We start from the raw sequence: 18,049 nt of genomic DNA on the forward strand, positions 1-18,049 counted from the left end.
ATGGCTGTAAATGATACACAACCACTTATTAGCCACCTCATTGAACTCAGGAAGCGGCTGTTAAACTGTTTGATTACGGTTTTGATTGTGTTCGCTGCCTTAGCTTACTTTTCAAATGATATATATCGGCTAGTCGCCGCACCTTTGATTGATAAGCTTCCTGTTGGTTCTCAAATGAGTGCGACAGATGTGGCATCAACCTTTTTCACTCCAATTAAACTGACCATGATGGTATCGGTATTTATTTCGATACCGGTGATCCTATACCAAATTTGGGCCTTTATTGCGCCAGCGTTATATAAGCACGAACGTCGGCTGATGCTGCCTTTATTGGTCTCTAGTAGCTTCCTTTTCTATTTAGGGATGGCTTTTGCTTACTTTGTTGTCTTCCCATTAGCCTTTGGTTTCTTTGTCAAAACAACACCGGATAGCGTCAATTTCATTCCTGATATTAGTAAATATCTCAGTTTTGTAATGACGTTATTTATGGCATTTGGTGCGGCCTTTGAAGTACCGATTGCTATTATTCTGTTGTGTTGGACCGGCGTCACAACCCCTGAATCACTAAAACGCAAACGGCCTTATATTTTAGTCGGTGCATTTATTGTGGGGATGTTTTTAACGCCACCAGATGTACTTTCTCAAACGTTACTTGCCGTGCCAATGTATCTGTTGTTTGAGCTCGGTGTGCTTTTATCTAACTTTTATGTGGGTAAAGGTCGGCGAGATCGGGAAAATAATGAAGAAGACGATGAAGAGAAAGAAGAGTCTTAATTTATCGTTATTCAGTCTATAAAAACTCGATTTATAACTGCACTCAACAGGTTGGTAGCCAACCCAATTAAGGTGCAGTTTTTTTATGTGGGTTAAGATAGCTTTTTAAACTGAGTATTATCGAGTACTTTAGACACATTTTTATTTAAAATATTCAGTAATAAGATTGAGCGTGATTCACCATTAGGCTCATCATAAATTGCCTGAATACCTGCAAAAATGCCTTCGGTAATCAAGACATTATCACCATGAGTTGGTGTTTCGGGATCGACGAGATGCCCAAGGGGCGCTTGTTGCAAAAGTTCGATAATTTCGTCTGGTACAATGGCGGGGTGTAGGCCAAAACGGACAAAATGGCTGACACCGCGAGTGGATTGTATTGTAGTGGTATGGATTTCGTTATGATCGAACTTCACGAACAGATAATTAGGGAATAGCGGCTCTTGTACTTTTGTTCGCTTTCCTCTAACCACTTTTTCTATTTCTGTCATGGGAGTCATGCAGATCACATTTTGCCTATTTAGGTGCTCTATGGCCCTATCAATTTGGCCACGTTTACAATATAGCAGATGCCATTTTTCCATTTCTTAAACCCAATACAACAAAATTATGCTCATCATAACAAATTAAAGTATAAAAATGTGACTAATCGACAAAGTAAGAATAGCATTTAGAATCAGAAATATATACTAACTAAAAATCAATAAATTATAGTTAGTGATAATGTAATAACAGGTTATCTAGGAGACAGCATGGAAATTTTTTTATTGAGTAACGGTAAGCTTCCAAACAATCCAGTATGGCTAAGTTATGCCTTACCTCGTATCCATGAAATGATCGCGCGTAGGAACATTACATCAGCGGTATTGGTGCCTTATGCGATATTACGGGATCCTCATGATGAGCGAGCAGAGCAATTAAGCGAAGCTTTAGGTATTAAAGTTACGTCAATTGAACATTTTTCCAGCCCTGTCGAAGCGATTGAACAAGCAGAATGTATCCTTGTAAGTGGGGGCAATACATGGTGGTTAAATAAATGCCTGCATGAAAATGGGTTGATTGTTGCGATCCAGCGCGCGGTTAAAGAGCGTGATGTTCCCTATATTGGTTGGAGTGCGGGTTGTAATGTGGCTACACCAAGTATTCGTACGACCAATGATATGCCTGTGAGTAATGCGGTGATTATGCCGTCTTTGGGGTTGTTTCCCGTACAGATAAATCCCCACTATATCGATTCTCATATCTCAGGTCATATGGGGGAAACGCGAGATGAGCGATTACAAGAGTTTTGTGTCATCAACCCTCATGAAGTCGTGGTTGCACTGAGAGAAGGTAGTGGATTACAGATTAAAGGCAACACATTGACTTATTTCAGTGGTAAAAATGAAGGTTTTAAACTCTTTCAGCACAACCAATCATTCCCTGAACAGTTTGATACTTTATCATTAAAAGCATTGGTTCCATTCGATTGCCAGTAAAATAAGATGTTTTTGACTATAACCATATTGATTATGAATAGTTTTTGTGGGTAACTTGTAACCTTGGCCGGACGTCTTATAATGAGACTCCCTCTGTAATAGTAAAAGATGACAATGAAATACCGTGACCTAAGAGACTTCATTGCCCAGCTTGAAAAGCAAGGCGAACTAAAACGTATTACGATGGAAGTCGACCCTTACCTCGAAATGACGGAAATAGCTGATCGCACGCTTAGAGCAGGGGGCCCTGCCTTATTATTTGAAAACCCTAAAGGCTATGATATGCCCGTTTTGTGCAACCTATTTGGCACAACCAAACGTGTTGCGATGGGAATGGGGCAGGAAGATATCAAGGCACTACACGATGTTGGTAAGCTGCTTGCTTTTCTAAAAGAGCCGGATCCACCGAAAGGTTTTCGTGACCTGTTTGATAAATTACCTAAGTTCAAACAGGTACTCAACATGCCAGCAAAACGGCTAAGCTCAGCCCCTTGCCAAGAGCAAATTTGGGCGGGGGATGACGTCGATTTAACCAAAATCCCTGTTATGCACTGCTGGCCTGAAGATGCTGCGCCGCTGATTACATGGGGATTAACGGTAACAAGAGGCCCTAATAAAGAGCGTCAAAACTTGGGTATTTACCGCCAACAGGTGTTGGGGAAAAATAAAGTGATCATGCGTTGGCTCTCTCACCGCGGTGGTGCGCTGGATTTTCAAGAGTGGTCCCAACAGCATCCGGGGGAAAAATTCCCTGTCGCAGTAGCGCTTGGTGCGGATCCTGCAACTATCCTAGGTGCGGTGACTCCAGTTCCTGATACGCTGTCTGAATATGCGTTCGCCGGTTTATTACGTGGTAATAAAACGGAAGTCGTTAAATGTATCTCGAATGATCTTGAAGTACCTGCGGGCGCTGAGATTATCTTAGAAGGCTACATTGAACCTGGTGAGCTCGCGCCGGAAGGGCCTTATGGTGATCATACTGGTTATTATAATGAGATAGATAGTTTCCCTGTCTTTACGGTAACCCATGTTACTCAACGCCGTGATGCGATTTACCATTCTACCTATACAGGCCGGCCACCCGATGAGCCTGCCGTACTGGGTGAAGCCCTAAATGAAGTCCTAGTACCTATTTTACAAAAGCAGTTTCCAGAAATCGTCGATTTTTACCTTCCTCCAGAAGGGTGCTCATATCGTCTTGCTGTTGTTACGATGAAAAAACAATACGCAGGCCATGCAAAACGCGTCATGATGGGTGTTTGGTCTTACCTCCGTCAATTTATGTACACAAAATTTGTTATTGTGTGTGACGATGATATCAATGCGCGTGACTGGAAAGATGTGATCTGGGCGATAACCACTCGTATGGATCCTGCTCGCGATACTGTTATGATGGAAAATACACCTATCGATTATCTTGATTTTGCATCACCAGTCTCTGGTCTAGGGTCAAAAATGGGGCTAGATGCAACAAATAAATGGCCCGGTGAGACAAACAGGGAATGGGGTAGGCCAATTGTTATGGATGAACAAGTGAAGTCGCGAATTGATGATATTTGGGATCAATTGAATATTTTTGAAAAATAAGAGGGGAGCCATGGCAACTTTGAGCTGTAAAGTCACATCTGTTGAGTCCATAACTGACACAGTATATCGGGTTATTTTGTTGCCGGATGGTCCTTTTCATTTTAAAGCAGGTCAGTACCTTATGGTGATCATGGATGAGCGTGATAAGCGCCCATTCTCAATGGCATCTACACCTGCTAATAACGAAACAATTGAATTACATATTGGCGCTTCAGAAATCAATCTTTATGCCATGGCGGTGATGGATCGAATTTTAGATCAACGCCGTATCGATATTGATATCCCACATGGCAAGGCATGGTTTAGAGAAAATAGCCAAAACCCAATGATCTTAGTTGCAGGGGGCACGGGGTTTTCTTACACGCATTCTATCCTACTCGCGGCTCTCATGGAAAACCCTTCTAGGGATATTACCTTCTACTGGGGGGGGCGTCAGCTAGAGCACCTTTACGACTTAGGAGAGCTGCAAGCGCTTAGTGAACGTTATCCTAATCTAAAAGTGATACCTATCGTTGAACAACCGGATGAACAATGGAGAGGGCGCTCAGGAACGGTTTTAAGTGGGGTATTGGAAGATTTTGGTGATTTGTCCTCCTATGATATTTACATAGCAGGGCGTTTTGAAATGGCAAAAATCGCCAGAGAACGTTTTTGTGCAGAGCGTAATGCAAAGCCTGAACAATTATTTGGTGATGCCTACGAGTTTATTTAAATGATAATTTACTGAATATTTGAATCGATGGCCTGTGGCATGATTGAGCATATATGTGCCACTTTCCTCGTTGGAGATGACATTGATTTGTTGTTTTAGACAGTAACTTGTCAGTTAAACTTTGCCCAAATGGATAAACCAAGTGGCAAAAAAGAAAAAGCCCGCCCCTGACTAGGCGGGAATGTTGACAACATACAACAACACTACGGCAACTCGCGGCTATACCCTTTATATTTCAATTGGCGCAGGTTTAGCTGTTTGGCATTGCTCAGATAATACCGTTTTTGAGCTTATCCTTTTGGCAAACATGCGCTTGAACGACTTAGGGTATAGACACACTATACACGCTCAATGATCGTGGCAATGCCTTGCCCAAATCCGATACACATTGTTGCTAGGCCAAATTGTTTATCCTTCAGCTCTAACTGATTGAGCAATGCCGTTGTAATCCTTGCTCCAGAACAACCCAGAGGGTGGCCCAATGCAATAGCACCGCCATTAAGGTTGACTTTTTCATCAATAAGGCTTTCTGGCAGTTTCAGCCCTTTTAAGCAGGCAATGGATTGAGCGGCAAATGCTTCATTTAATTCAATAATATCGATATCCGCTAATGATAACCCCGCGCGTTTTAGCGCTAGCTCTGTAGCAGGAACTGGCCCAAAGCCCATGATTGAAGGATCACAGCCAACAACGGCCATTGAGCGAACTTTGGCACGTGGCTTGAGCCCTCGTTCTTTAGCGTAGCTTTCGCCTGTGATGAGCATTGCTGACGCCCCATCTGAAAGGGCAGAAGAGTTACCTGCCGTGACGGTACCACTTACGGGGTCAAAGGCGGGGCGCAATGATGCTAGGCTTTCGAGGCTTGCATCAAAACGGATAACTTCATCATAATCCACGGCAAAGAGATTGCCTTGGCTGTCATGCCCAGCTACGGGCGCTATTTCATGTTTAAATTGACCATTTTTAGTGGCTTGGGCAGCACGTTGGTGCGATCTAAGGGCAAACGCATCTTGCTCCTCACGGCTAATTTTGTACATTTTAGCCAGCATTTCTGCGGTTAGGCCCATTGCACCAGCCGCTTTTGCGACACGTAACGTTAATTTAGGGTTGAAATCAATACCATGTGTCATGGGAACATGACCCATGTGCTCCACACCACCAATTAAGACTGAGTTTGCATCGCCTGTCATAATAAGTCGGCTAGCATCATGCAGAGCTTGCATTGAAGAGCCACACAAACGGTTAACTGTGACCGCAGGAACTGTATGTGGGATATCAGTCAGTAACGCAGCGTTTTTAGCGATATTAAACCCTTGTTCAAGGGTCTGTTGCACACAGCCCCAAATAATATCATTGAGTTCTTTTTTGCTTGCGTTAGGGTTGCGTTCAAAAATCACATTCATCAGGTGTGCTGAGAGGTCTTCCGCTCGGACATGGCGAAATACACCGCCCTTTGAACGCCCCATTGGTGTACGTATTCCATCGATAATAACGACATTTTCCATACTATTAGCCTCTCGCAACTTTTTTAATATCAATTGCCACTACAGGTGGCTTCGCATAATAACTGGAATTGGCCTGAGATTTTTCTTTGAGACCCGCAGGAATTTGATACAGAGGGCTTAACTGAGCATAGGTCTCCGCTGTCTTAGCATAAGATTGTGTGCCAACGGTATCTAAGTAGCGGAAGACGCCTCCTCGGAAAGGAGGGAACCCAAGGCCGTAAACTAAAGCGATGTCTGCATCGGCAGGGCTTTGAATGATGCCCTCTTCTAAACAACGAACGACCTCATTGATCATCGGGATCATCATACGTGCAATGATCTCTTCTTTTGTAAATGAGCGCTTGCCTTGACTGATTGAGGCGAGTAATGCATCTGTGGCGGGGTCATCAACTTTCTTTGGCTTTCCTTTTTTATCTTTTTCATATTGATAAAAGCCTTTACCATTTTTTTGCCCAAACCGTTTTTCTTCAAACATAACATCAATAGCATTTTTGCCTGTTTTACTCATGCGCTCAGGGAACCCTAATGCCATTACATGCTCTGCATGGGATGCGGTATCAATACCAACTACATCAAGAAGATATGCAGGTCCCATCGGCCAGCCAAATTCTTTTTCCATGACTTTATCGATTTCTCTGAAATCTGCACCATCTTGTAGCAGTAAGTTAAAACCTGCAAAGTAAGGGAAAAGAACCCTATTGACGAAGAAACCAGGGCAGTCATTAACGACAATGGGGGTTTTACCCATTTTGTTGGCGTAAGCGACGACTTTGGCGATGGTATCCTCTGAGGTTTTTTGACCACGAATAACCTCAACAAGCGGCATGCGATGCACAGGGTTGAAGAAGTGCATACCACAAAAATTTTCGGGACGTTTTAACGACTTCGCTAGCTCAGTAATCGGTATGGTCGACGTATTAGACGCTAAAATTGTTTCTGGGCTAACTAATGCTTCAACTTCCGTCAGCACAGCGGCTTTAATTTTGGGGTTTTCAACGACCGCTTCCACGATCACTTGTGAATTTTCGATACCCGCGTAAGAAAGCGAAGGATGAATCGATGCGAGTGTTTTCGCCATTTTTGAGGCATTGATTTTCCCGCGCTCAAATTGACCATTTAATAGTTTATGAGCCTCTTCGATGCCTAAATCTAAAGATTTTTCATTAATATCCTTCATGAGCACAGGAACGCCTTTACTTGCGGACTGGTAGGCTATTCCACCTCCCATAATTCCTGCTCCTAGTACTGCGGCATGTTGAGGCGCTTCAACGTGACGAGAAAGCTGTTTGCTTGTTGATTTAACTTGCTGATCATTTAAGAAAATACTAACTAATGAGCGAGCAACATCGCTATGAGCAAGTGGAACAAAAGCTGCTGTTTCATGTTTTAGGGCTTCAGTACGAGCACAGTTGGCTGCTTTTTCAATGGTATTGACTGCCGTCATAGGGGCGGGATAGTGTTTTCCTGCAACCTTATACACCATACCTTTTGCAACATTAAAGCTCATGCTCTGTTCAATAGGGCTAAGTTGTAATGGTTGTAACTTAGGTTGACGTCTTTGCTGCCAATTAATCGCTCCTGCGATTGCTGATTCAATGAGGGCAAGGGCTGATTCTACAAGTTTGTCCGTCTCAACAACGGCATCAACCAAGCCGAATTTGAGTGATTCTGCGGCACTAATGTCTTTGCCTGCGGTAATAATTTCTAGGGCGCTATCTAAACCGATTAATCGAGGTAAACGAACAGAGCCGCCAAAGCCCGGCATAATACCGAGTTTCGTTTCAGGTAACCCAATACGCGCATCTGGAGTCGCAATACGTAAGTCAGTAGAAAGAATACATTCACAGCCTCCACCTAGCGCATACCCATTAATGGCGCTAAGAGTAGGAACAGGTAAGTCTTCGATACGATTAAAAATACCATTTGCGTAGCCTAACCACTCGCTTAGGGTCTCTGCTGGTGCTTCAAAAAGTGAAAGAAACTCTTTGATATCTGCCCCAACAATAAATGCAGGCTTGTCAGATCTTAGAATAACGCCTAATAGGCCTGATTGCTGTTCAAGTACAGCAACTGCTTCATCAAGTGAAGCAACGGTATGAGTATCCAATTTATTTATTGGCCCAGGCGAGTTAAAAACGAGTTCTGCAATACCTGTTTTCAACCATTGAACATAGATTGTTTCACTTTGATAAAGCATGCCGTTCTCCTTATGATGATTTTATCATCTGGTACGACCAGATAGAGTTGAGTGTGACTAGAATGTTAAAGGAATGCAAATAATTGATAACAAAACTGGAACGTTGATCACAGCAAATAAGTGAAATATAGGAGAGGGAAAATAGTATTCTATTTAATAATCAGTTGATTAAGTGGATTTCCCCTCAGATTGCATACCAGTCAATTCAAGAACGTGCTAAGCTTGGATTTTCTAATAAAACTGAAAGGTTGAATGAAATGGAAAAACTGACTGCACTCTACGCTGACCATATTAAAACTTTGCAAACAACAACTCAGCAGGTCTTACAACGCAGCAAGCTAGACGCCATACTGATTCATTCGGGTGAACCTCAACGTATTTTTCTTGATGACAGCGACTATCCTTTCAAAGTGAATCCTCACTTTAAAGCATGGGTGCCTGTCACCGATGTTCCACATTCTTGGTTATTAGTGGATGGTGTGAATAAACCTAAACTTTGGTTCTATTCTCCCGTTGATTATTGGCACAGCGTTGAGCCATTACCAAATAGCTTTTGGACCAAAGAAGTTGAGCTTATTCATTTAAAAAATGCAGATGATATTAGTGAGTTTTTAGCGAATATACCTAAAGAAAATATTGCCTATATTGGTTCAGCTAAAGCTAGAGCGGAATCACTGGGTATTCGCCTACAAAATATTAACCCAAAACCTGTCGTTGATTTCTATCATTTCCATCGTTCTTATAAAACAGATTATGAAATGTATTGCATGCGTGAAGCGCAAAAAATGGCGGTAAATGGTCATTTATCGGCATTCGAGGCTTTCCAAGCAGGCATGAGTGAGTTTGATATCAACATCAGTTACTTACAAGCGACAGGGCATCGCGATACAGATGTGCCTTATGGGAATATTGTTGCACTCAATGAAAATGCAGCCGTATTGCATTACACTAAATTACAGCAACAAGCACCGAATGAAATAAGAAGCTTTCTGATTGATGCAGGGGCTGAGTATAACGGCTATGCTGCTGATATAACTCGTACTTATGCCGCAAAAGGCAAAAGTGAGTTTGCTGCTCTTGTTGCCGATATGAATAAAGAACAGTTGGCCTTGATTGATACCATCAAAGCAGGTGTACGCTATACCGATTACCATGTCGATATGCACCATCGAATTGCTAAGCTATTGAAAAAACACTCAATCATTAAGGGAATTAGCGAAGAAACTATGGTGGAGCAAGGGCTAACCACGCCATTCCTACCCCATGGGTTAGGCCATCCTCTAGGTTTACAAGTTCATGATGCTGCTGGTTTTATGCAGGATGAAGATGGCACACTGCTTGCTGCACCGAAAATGTATCCTTTCCTTCGCTGCACTCGCGTACTGGAACCAAGAATGGTGCTGACTATTGAACCCGGCCTTTATTTTATCGAATCGTTACTGTCATCTTGGCGCTCAGGCGAATTTGCTCAACACTTTAATTGGGAAAAAATTGAGCAGTTCAAACCTTATGGGGGTATTCGTATTGAAGATAACATCATCATTCATCATAATCGGATTGAAAATATGACGCGAGATTTGCAACTACCGTAATGAAACCTTATTTAATACCGGCTGAATCTATCTGTTATACAGAAGAAATTAAAAAAAGCCGTTTTATTACCTATCTTGCACATACAGAAGGTATTGATGCCGCAAAGGAGTATATTCAATCCATTAAAGCTCAATACCCAGATGCTCGGCACCATTGCTGGGCATTTGTTGCAGGACGCCCGGATGATTCTCAGCAGTTAGGTTTTTCCGACGATGGTGAGCCAACAGGAACGGCCGGAAAGCCAATAATGGCACAATTGCTCGGCAGCAATCTTGGGGAGATCACCTGTGTTGTTGTACGTTATTTTGGTGGTATCAAACTAGGGACAGGCGGTTTAGTTAAAGCTTATGGTAATGGTGCTCAGCAAGCACTTAAGTTATTACCAACACAAACAAAAGTACCGCAAAAATTTTTCCAGCTAGTTTGTGATTATGCATTTATTAATACGGTTGAGCAGCTAGTTACGCAGGTCAACGGGATGATTTTACACAGTGAATATAACGAATCTGTTTCCCTACGAATTGCAATTCCTGCTACCTTAGAGCAAGAAGTCAATGATAAATTACGCGATATGAGTCGCGGGGCTTTAGAACTCATACCTGAATCTGAATAGTCAATTGGTTAGCAAGGAACCTGCCGAATGCATTTTCGTGCAATAACCCGTATTGTCGGGCTGCTCGTTATTATCTTCTCTTTTACCATGGTTGTGCCGGGTATTGTTGCGCTTATTTATCGTGATGGAGCAGGTCGAGCATTTAGTCAAACGTTTGTTACGGCTTTAGTGCTCGGATTACTGTTATGGATCCCAACGCGCAACAGCAAGCATGAGCTTAAAGCAAAAGAAGGGTTTCTTATTGTCGTCTTGTTTTGGACCGTGTTAGGAAGTGTGGGGGCATTACCTTTTATCTTTTCTGAAAAGCCAAACCTTTCCATAACCGATGCTTTTTTTGAATCCTTTTCTGGGTTAACCACAACAGGAGCGACAACGTTAACTGGGCTCGATACGCTTCCGAAAGCCATCTTATTTTATAGGCAAATGCTACAGTGGTTAGGTGGGATGGGGATCATCGTACTTGCTGTGGCGATCCTGCCATTACTCGGTGTTGGGGGAATGCAGCTTTATCGTGCTGAAATGCCTGGGCCGCTTAAAGATAATAAAATGCGACCGCGTATTGCAGAAACGGCAAAAACCCTTTGGCTCATCTATGTATTGCTGACGATTGTATGTGCGATTGCGCTGTGGATAGCAGGTATGGATGTGTTTGATGCCATCTCTCATAGTTTTTCTACAATAGCGATTGGTGGTTTTTCAACGCATGACGCGAGTGTGGGGTATTTCAATAGCCCAGCGATAAATACCATTATTGCGGTTTTCTTAATTATCTCAGGTTGTAATTTTGGTCTGCACTTTGCCGTGCTTACTGGGCGTAGCTTAGGTATCTATTGGCGCGATCCTGAATTTAAAACATTCATTAGCTTCCAGTTAGCCCTCGTCATTATCTGTACACTGGTTTTACTTTATCACTCAGTGTATGGCTCTTTTGGGCAAACATTAGATCAGGCATTTTTCCAAGTTGTCTCAATGGCAACAACTGCAGGTTTTACAACAGATAGTTTTGCCGGATGGCCTTTGTTCCTGCCGATGCTTCTTCTATGTGCCGCATTTGTTGGCGGTTGTGCTGGTTCAACAGGAGGCGGATTAAAAGTTATCCGTATCTTGCTATTGTTTTTGCAAGGATCTCGGGAATTAAAAAGGCTTGTTCACCCAAATGCCGTTTACACCATAAAGTTAGGGCAAAGAGCTTTACCTGAAAGGATCATCGAAGCGGTATGGGGCTTCTTTTCAGCATATGCGCTCGTTTTTATCGTCAGTTTACTTCTATTAATTGCAACGGGTGTCGATGAATTTTCTGCTTTTTCAGCTATCGCAACAACGTTAAATAACCTAGGGCCAGGCCTTGGCACTGTCGCTGATAACTTTACATCGATGAACCCAGCAGGGAAATGGATACTGGTAGTGACTATGCTGTTCGGTCGTCTTGAAGTCTTTACATTATTAGTGTTATTCACGCCAACCTTCTGGCGCGATTAATAAGATAGGATCAAGAATGAGTTACTTACTTTTGCATTCGAGCACAGATGGACAAACTAAAAAAATTGTTTTGAAAATGGCGGAGCAACTACGAAGTGTAGGGCGCCAATGTGATATTCGAGATTTAAATAGCGAAAAAAATATCAATATTACATCGTATGAAAAGGTGTTAGTTGGAGCGTCTATTCGTTATGGTCACTTCAATAAAGCGCTGATGCGGTTCGCAACGATTCATCAAAGCCAATTAAATACAATGAAAACCGCTTTCTTTGGTGTGAACTTAACTGCGCGCAAAGAAGGCAAAGATACTCCTGAAACGAATGCCTATACGCGCAAGTTTCTGGAGAAAAGCCCTTGGCAACCAACACTAAGCTCAGTATTTGCTGGCGCATTGTTCTATCCACGTTATGGTTGGTTCGATAAGACGATGATTCGACTTATTATGAAAATGACAGATGGGCCAACCGACCCAAATACAGAGATAGAATATACGGACTGGGAAAAAGTGAGCAAGTTTACACAGGAATTTGACTGTTTATAGCTCATATCTTTAACGATAAGTGGTGTTTTTAAACGATTTGTTTAATGTTTCATCGGTTGAGTTAAAAAGTTTAAAAAACACTTGCTAGAATTTTCTGACTCCCTATAATGCGCATCCGTTGTCACGACAAACCGCTTCGGTGGTCAGGTTAGAAAAGAAACCAGTGGCAACGAGAGGTGAAAAAAGAAAGAAAAAGTTGAAAATAATCGCTTGACTTTCTCACGAAAAAACGTAGTATACATCACCTCGCGACAACGACCTAACTGGTTAATATCGAAAGATAAAGTCGCAACGCTCTTTAACAATTTATCAGACAATCTGTGTGGGCACTCACAGGACACTATCAAAAAAATATTTGATTTTAAAGTCTTGAAGAGTGACTAACACGTTAATTCATATATGAAAGAATGTAGTCAGTTTAATTCTTTGAGCATCAAACGCTTTTAATTGAAGAGTTTGATCATGGCTCAGATTGAACGCTGGCGGCAGGCCTAACACATGCAAGTCGAGCGGTAACAGGGGAAGCTTGCTTCTCGCTGACGAGCGGCGGACGGGTGAGTAATGTATGGGGATCTGCCCGATAGAGGGGGATAACTACTGGAAACGGTGGCTAATACCGCATAATCTCTTAGGAGCAAAGCAGGGGACCTTCGGGCCTTGCGCTGTCGGATGAACCCATATGGGATTAGCTAGTAGGTAAGGTAATGGCTTACCTAGGCGACGATCCCTAGCTGGTCTGAGAGGATGATCAGCCACACTGGGACTGAGACACGGCCCAGACTCCTACGGGAGGCAGCAGTGGGGAATATTGCACAATGGGCGCAAGCCTGATGCAGCCATGCCGCGTGTATGAAGAAGGCCCTAGGGTTGTAAAGTACTTTCAGTCGGGAGGAAGGCGTTGATGTTAATACCATCAACGATTGACGTTACCGACAGAAGAAGCACCGGCTAACTCCGTGCCAGCAGCCGCGGTAATACGGAGGGTGCAAGCGTTAATCGGAATTACTGGGCGTAAAGCGCACGCAGGCGGTTAATTAAGTTAGATGTGAAATCCCCGGGCTTAACCTGGGAATGGCATCTAAGACTGGTTAGCTAGAGTCTTGTAGAGGGGGGTAGAATTCCATGTGTAGCGGTGAAATGCGTAGAGATGTGGAGGAATACCGGTGGCGAAGGCGGCCCCCTGGACAAAGACTGACGCTCAGGTGCGAAAGCGTGGGGAGCAAACAGGATTAGATACCCTGGTAGTCCACGCTGTAAACGATGTCGATTTGGAGGTTGTTCCCTAGAGGAGTGGCTTCCGGAGCTAACGCGTTAAATCGACCGCCTGGGGAGTACGGCCGCAAGGTTAAAACTCAAATGAATTGACGGGGGCCCGCACAAGCGGTGGAGCATGTGGTTTAATTCGATGCAACGCGAAGAACCTTACCTACTCTTGACATCCAGAGAATTTAGCAGAGATGCTTAAGTGCCTTCGGGAACTCTGAGACAGGTGCTGCATGGCTGTCGTCAGCTCGTGTTGTGAAATGTTGGGTTAAGTCCCGCAACGAGCGCAACCCTTATCCTTTGTTGCCAGCGATTCGGTCGGGAACTCAAAGGAGACTGCCGGTGATAAACCGGAGGAAGGTGGGGATGACGTCAAGTCATCATGGCCCTTACGAGTAGGGCTACACACGTGCTACAATGGCGTATACAAAGAGAAGCGACCTCGCGAGAGCAAGCGGAACTCATAAAGTACGTCGTAGTCCGGATTGGAGTCTGCAACTCGACTCCATGAAGTCGGAATCGCTAGTAATCGTAGATCAGAATGCTACGGTGAATACGTTCCCGGGCCTTGTACACACCGCCCGTCACACCATGGGAGTGGGTTGCAAAAGAAGTAGGTAGCTTAACCTTCGGGAGGGCGCTTACCACTTTGTGATCCATGACTGGGGTGAAGTCGTAACAAGGTAACCGTAGGGGAACCTGCGGTTGGATCACCTCCTTACCGTTGAAGTGTTTTGTGAAGTGTTCACACAGATTGTCTGATGAAAAGTAGAGCAATAGGCTATACGTGGGAGACTTATTCAAAAGAATAGGGCTTACATGAAATGGGCCACAACGGTGTTGTGCAATATTTTATGTCCCCTTCGTCTAGAGGCCTAGGACACCGCCCTTTCACGGCGGTAACAGGGGTTCGAATCCCCTAGGGGACGCCAATTGCGCCGATATCGAGTGAAAGACGATGTCCTCAATAATGATTAAGCTAATTCAGTGAGTTAGCTTAACAATTATGCTCTTTAACAATCTGGAACAAGCTGAAAATTGAAACAACGCACATTGTTTATCGCTTAAACAATGTGAGAGTCTCTCAAAATTTCAAACCTGAAATTTTCGGTCATTCAAACGAGTGGCATGAGCGAGCAGGGTGAAATTCAAGGCGGACAGCGCGCAGCAAGCGCAGCGTACAGGAGTACGTGAGCATTGCGAGCACTGCCCAACGCAGAAGTTCACCACGCACAGCCATGACAGTCAGGTGATCGTTGAAACAATTTCGGGTTGTGAGGTTAAGCGACTAAGCGTACACGGTGGATGCCTAGGCAATCAGAGGCGATGAAGGACGTGCTAATCTGCGAAAAGCGTCGGTAAGGTGATATGAACCGTTATAACCGACGATGTCCGAATGGGGAAACCCAGTGCAATTCGTTGCACTATCGTTTGATGAATCCATAGTCAAACGAGGCGAACCGGGGGAACTGAAACATCTCAGTACCCCGAGGAAAAGAAATCAACCGAGATTCCCCTAGTAGCGGCGAGCGAACGGGGAGCAGCCCAGAGTCTTAATCAGCATCAGCATCAGGAGAACGGTCTGGAAAGGCCGGCAATAAAGGGTGATAGCCCCGTATCCGAAGGTGTTGGTGTTGTGAACTCGACGAGTAGGGCGGGACACGTGTTATCCTGTCTGAATATGGGGGGACCATCCTCCAAGGCTAAATACTCCTGATTGACCGATAGTGAACCAGTACCGTGAGGGAAAGGCGAAAAGAACCCCGGCGAGGGGAGTGAAATAGAACCTGAAACCGTGTACGTACAAGCAGTGGGAGCCTTGATTTATCAGGGTGACTGCGTACCTTTTGTATAATGGGTCAGCGACTTATATTCTGTAGCAAGGTTAACCGAATAGGGGAGCCGTAGGGAAACCGAGTCTTAACTGGGCGAATGAGTTGCAGGGTATAGACCCGAAACCCGGTGATCTAGCCATGGGCAGGTTGAAGGTTGGGTAACACTAACTGGAGGACCGAACCGACTAATGTTGAAAAATTAGCGGATGACTTGTGGCTGGGGGTGAAAGGCCAATCAAACCGGGAGATAGCTGGTTCTCCCCGAAAGCTATTTAGGTAGCGCCTCGTGAACTCATCTTCGGGGGTAGAGCACTGTTTCGGCTAGGGGGTCATCCCGACTTACCAACCCGATGCAAACTACGAATACCGAAGAATGTTATCACGGGAGACACACGGCGGGTGCTAACGTTCGTCGTGAAGAGGGAAACAACCCAGACCGCCAGCTAAGGTCCCAAAGTCATGGTTAAGTGGGAAACGAAGTGGGAAGGCTCAGACAGCCAGGATGTTGGCTTAGAAGCAGCCATCATTTAAAGAAAGCGTAATAGCTCACTGGTCGAGTCGGCCTGCGCGGAAGATGTAACGGGGCTAAACCATGCACCGAAGCTGCGGCAGCGACATGTAAATGTTGTTGGGTAGGGGAGCGTTCTGTAAGCCTGTGAAGGTGTGCTGCGAGGCATGCTGGAGGTATCAGAAGTGCGAATGCTGACATAAGTAACGATAATGCGGGTGAAAAACCCGCACGCCGGAAGACCAAGGGTTCCTGTCCAACGTTAATCGGGGCAGGGTGAGTCGACCCCTAAGGCGAGGCAGAAATGCGTAGTCGATGGGAAACAGGTTAATATTCCTGTACTGGTGATAATTGCGATGGGGGGACGGAGAAGGCTAGGCTGGCCGGGCGACGGTTGTCCCGGTTTAAGGATGTAGGTGGGTGAATTAGGCAAATCCGGTTCGCTATACACTGAGGTCTGATGACGAGTCACTACGGTGGCGAAGTAGCTCATGCCCCGCTTCCAGGAAAAGCCTCTAAGCTCTAGATTATCATTAATCGTACCCCAAACCGACACAGGTGGTCAGGTAGAGAATACTCAGGCGCTTGAGAGAACTCGGGTGAAGGAACTAGGCAAAATGGTGCCGTAACTTCGGGAGAAGGCACGCTGGCATTAGGTGAAGTGGTTTACCCATGGAGCTGAAGCCAGTCGCAGATACCAGCTGGCTGCAACTGTTTATTAAAAACACAGCACTGTGCAAACACGAAAGTGGACGTATACGGTGTGACGCCTGCCCGGTGCTGGAAGGTTAATTGATGGGGTTATCCGTAAGGAGAAGCTCTTGATCGAAGCCCCAGTAAACGGCGGCCGTAACTATAACGGTCCTAAGGTAGCGAAATTCCTTGTCGGGTAAGTTCCGACCTGCACGAATGGCGTAATGATGGCCAGGCTGTCTCCACCCGAGACTCAGTGAAATTGAACTCGCTGTGAAGATGCAGTGTACCCGCGGCAAGACGGAAAGACCCCGTGAACCTTTACTATAGCTTGACACTGAACATTGAGCCTTGATGTGTAGGATAGGTGGGAGGCTTTGAAGTGTGGACGCCAGTCTGCATGGAGCCAACCTTGAAATACCACCCTTTAATGTTTGATGTTCTAACGTAGCCCCATAATCTGGGGTGCGGACAGTGTCTGGTGGGTAGTTTGACTGGGGCGGTCTCCTCCCAAAGCGTAACGGAGGAGCACGAAGGTTGGCTAAGCATGGTCGGACATCATGCGGTTAGTGCAAAGGCATAAGCCAGCTTGACTGCGAGAGTGACGGCTCGAGCAGGTACGAAAGTAGGTCTTAGTGATCCGGTGGTTCTGAATGGAAGGGCCATCGCTCAACGGATAAAAGGTACTCCGGGGATAACAGGCTGATACCGCCCAAGAGTTCATATCGACGGCGGTGTTTGGCACCTCGATGTCGGCTCATCACATCCTGGGGCTGAAGTAGGTCCCAAGGGTATGGCTGTTCGCCATTTAAAGTGGTACGCGAGCTGGGTTTAGAACGTCGTGAGACAGTTCGGTCCCTATCTGCCGTGGGCGTTGGAAGATTGAAAGGGGCTGCTCCTAGTACGAGAGGACCGGAGTGGACGCACCGCTGGTGTTCGGGTTGTCATGCCAATGGCACTGCCCGGTAGCTAAGTGCGGAAGAGATAACCGCTGAAAGCATCTAAGCGGGAAACTTGCCTTGAGATGAGTCTTCCCTGACTCTTTAAGGGTCCTAAAGGAACGTTTAAGACGAAGACGTTGATAGGCTGGGTGTGTAAGCGTAGCGATACGTTGAGCTAACCAGTACTAATGAACCGTGAGGCTTAACCTGACAACACCGAAGGTGTTTTAGAGAGACGATTGTTGAAGCGCACGAGAGAGTGGTGCGAAAAAATCAGCTTGTTCAAGATTGCAGTTCTGGTTTGCGGTGTCGACGCGAACGAGAACGAAA

Annotated in this window: 11 protein-coding genes, 1 tRNA gene and 2 rRNA genes; 11 read left to right on the forward strand and 3 right to left on the reverse strand. The window is 45.0% G+C overall.

Going from position 1 to position 18,049, the window contains the following annotated elements:
• On the forward strand, positions 1 to 774 hold the full coding sequence (gene tatC, locus I3B46_RS02630; protein WP_004924722.1) for a Sec-independent protein translocase subunit TatC: 774 nt from the start codon (positions 1 to 3) through the stop codon (positions 772 to 774).
• A 92-nt stretch (positions 775 to 866) separates the two neighbouring features.
• On the opposite strand, the gene rfaH is transcribed toward tatC, so the two are convergent.
• Positions 867 to 1,358, reverse strand: a complete 492-nt coding sequence (gene rfaH / locus I3B46_RS02635) for a transcription/translation regulatory transformer protein RfaH (protein WP_004924724.1) — start codon at positions 1,356 to 1,358, stop codon at positions 867 to 869.
• Positions 1,359 to 1,526: 168 nt separating this feature from the next.
• On the opposite strand from rfaH, the gene pepE reads away from it, so the two are divergent.
• The 3 genes from pepE to fre all read left to right on the forward strand — a co-directional run bounded on the left by pepE (position 1,527) and on the right by fre (position 4,551).
• Complete coding sequence (gene pepE / locus I3B46_RS02640; RefSeq protein ID WP_004924726.1) at positions 1,527 to 2,252, forward strand: dipeptidase PepE; 726 nt, start codon at positions 1,527 to 1,529, stop codon at positions 2,250 to 2,252.
• Between the two features lie 114 nt (positions 2,253 to 2,366).
• Complete coding sequence (ubiD, locus tag I3B46_RS02645; RefSeq protein WP_163761906.1) at positions 2,367 to 3,839, forward strand: 4-hydroxy-3-polyprenylbenzoate decarboxylase; 1,473 nt, start codon at positions 2,367 to 2,369, stop codon at positions 3,837 to 3,839.
• Positions 3,840 to 3,849: 10 nt separating this feature from the next.
• On the forward strand, positions 3,850 to 4,551 hold the full coding sequence (gene fre, locus I3B46_RS02650; protein ID WP_014656858.1) for an NAD(P)H-flavin reductase: 702 nt from the start codon (positions 3,850 to 3,852) through the stop codon (positions 4,549 to 4,551).
• A gap of 338 nt (positions 4,552 to 4,889) precedes the next feature.
• On the opposite strand, the gene fadA is transcribed toward fre, so the two are convergent.
• The gene (gene fadA, locus I3B46_RS02655; protein ID WP_014656857.1) at positions 4,890 to 6,056 is read right to left on the reverse strand and encodes an acetyl-CoA C-acyltransferase FadA; all 1,167 of its coding nucleotides are present in this window, start codon (positions 6,054 to 6,056) and stop codon (positions 4,890 to 4,892) included.
• Between the two features lie 4 nt (positions 6,057 to 6,060).
• Positions 6,061 to 8,253 carry a fatty acid oxidation complex subunit alpha FadB gene (gene fadB, locus I3B46_RS02660; protein WP_004924732.1) on the reverse strand — a complete coding sequence of 731 codons (2,193 nt, stop codon included), beginning with the start codon at positions 8,251 to 8,253 and terminating at the stop codon, positions 6,061 to 6,063.
• Between the two features lie 257 nt (positions 8,254 to 8,510).
• Here fadB and pepQ point away from each other — a divergent pair, with 257 nt between their 5' ends.
• From pepQ to I3B46_RS02695, 7 genes are all read left to right on the forward strand, one after another.
• Positions 8,511 to 9,845 carry a Xaa-Pro dipeptidase gene (gene pepQ, locus I3B46_RS02665; RefSeq protein WP_014656855.1) on the forward strand — a complete coding sequence of 445 codons (1,335 nt, stop codon included), beginning with the start codon at positions 8,511 to 8,513 and terminating at the stop codon, positions 9,843 to 9,845.
• A complete protein-coding gene (locus I3B46_RS02670; RefSeq protein WP_004924737.1) occupies positions 9,845 to 10,459 on the forward strand; it encodes an IMPACT family protein in 615 nt (204 codons plus the stop codon). The genes pepQ and I3B46_RS02670 overlap by 1 nt, the downstream gene beginning before the upstream one ends.
• A gap of 27 nt (positions 10,460 to 10,486) precedes the next feature.
• The gene (trkH, locus tag I3B46_RS02675; RefSeq protein WP_004924738.1) at positions 10,487 to 11,938 is read left to right on the forward strand and encodes a Trk system potassium transporter TrkH; all 1,452 of its coding nucleotides are present in this window, start codon (positions 10,487 to 10,489) and stop codon (positions 11,936 to 11,938) included.
• Between the two features lie 16 nt (positions 11,939 to 11,954).
• Positions 11,955 to 12,479 (forward strand): menaquinone-dependent protoporphyrinogen IX dehydrogenase, encoded by a 525-nt coding sequence (gene hemG / locus I3B46_RS02680; protein ID WP_004924740.1) that lies wholly within the window; start codon positions 11,955 to 11,957, stop codon positions 12,477 to 12,479.
• A gap of 444 nt (positions 12,480 to 12,923) precedes the next feature.
• Positions 12,924 to 14,463, forward strand: a 16S ribosomal RNA gene (locus I3B46_RS02685).
• A 135-nt stretch (positions 14,464 to 14,598) separates the two neighbouring features.
• Positions 14,599 to 14,674 (forward strand) — tRNA-Glu (locus tag I3B46_RS02690).
• Between the two features lie 346 nt (positions 14,675 to 15,020).
• Positions 15,021 to 17,929: ribosomal RNA gene (locus I3B46_RS02695) — 23S ribosomal RNA — on the forward strand.
• Together the 16S and 23S rRNA genes with 1 tRNA gene alongside form the textbook arrangement of a ribosomal RNA operon.
• Positions 17,930 to 18,049: the final 120 nt, after the last annotated feature.

The sequence above is a fragment of the Providencia sp. 2.29 genome, from assembly GCF_015832305.1.
Lineage (GTDB): Bacteria > Pseudomonadota > Gammaproteobacteria > Enterobacterales > Enterobacteriaceae > Providencia > Providencia stuartii.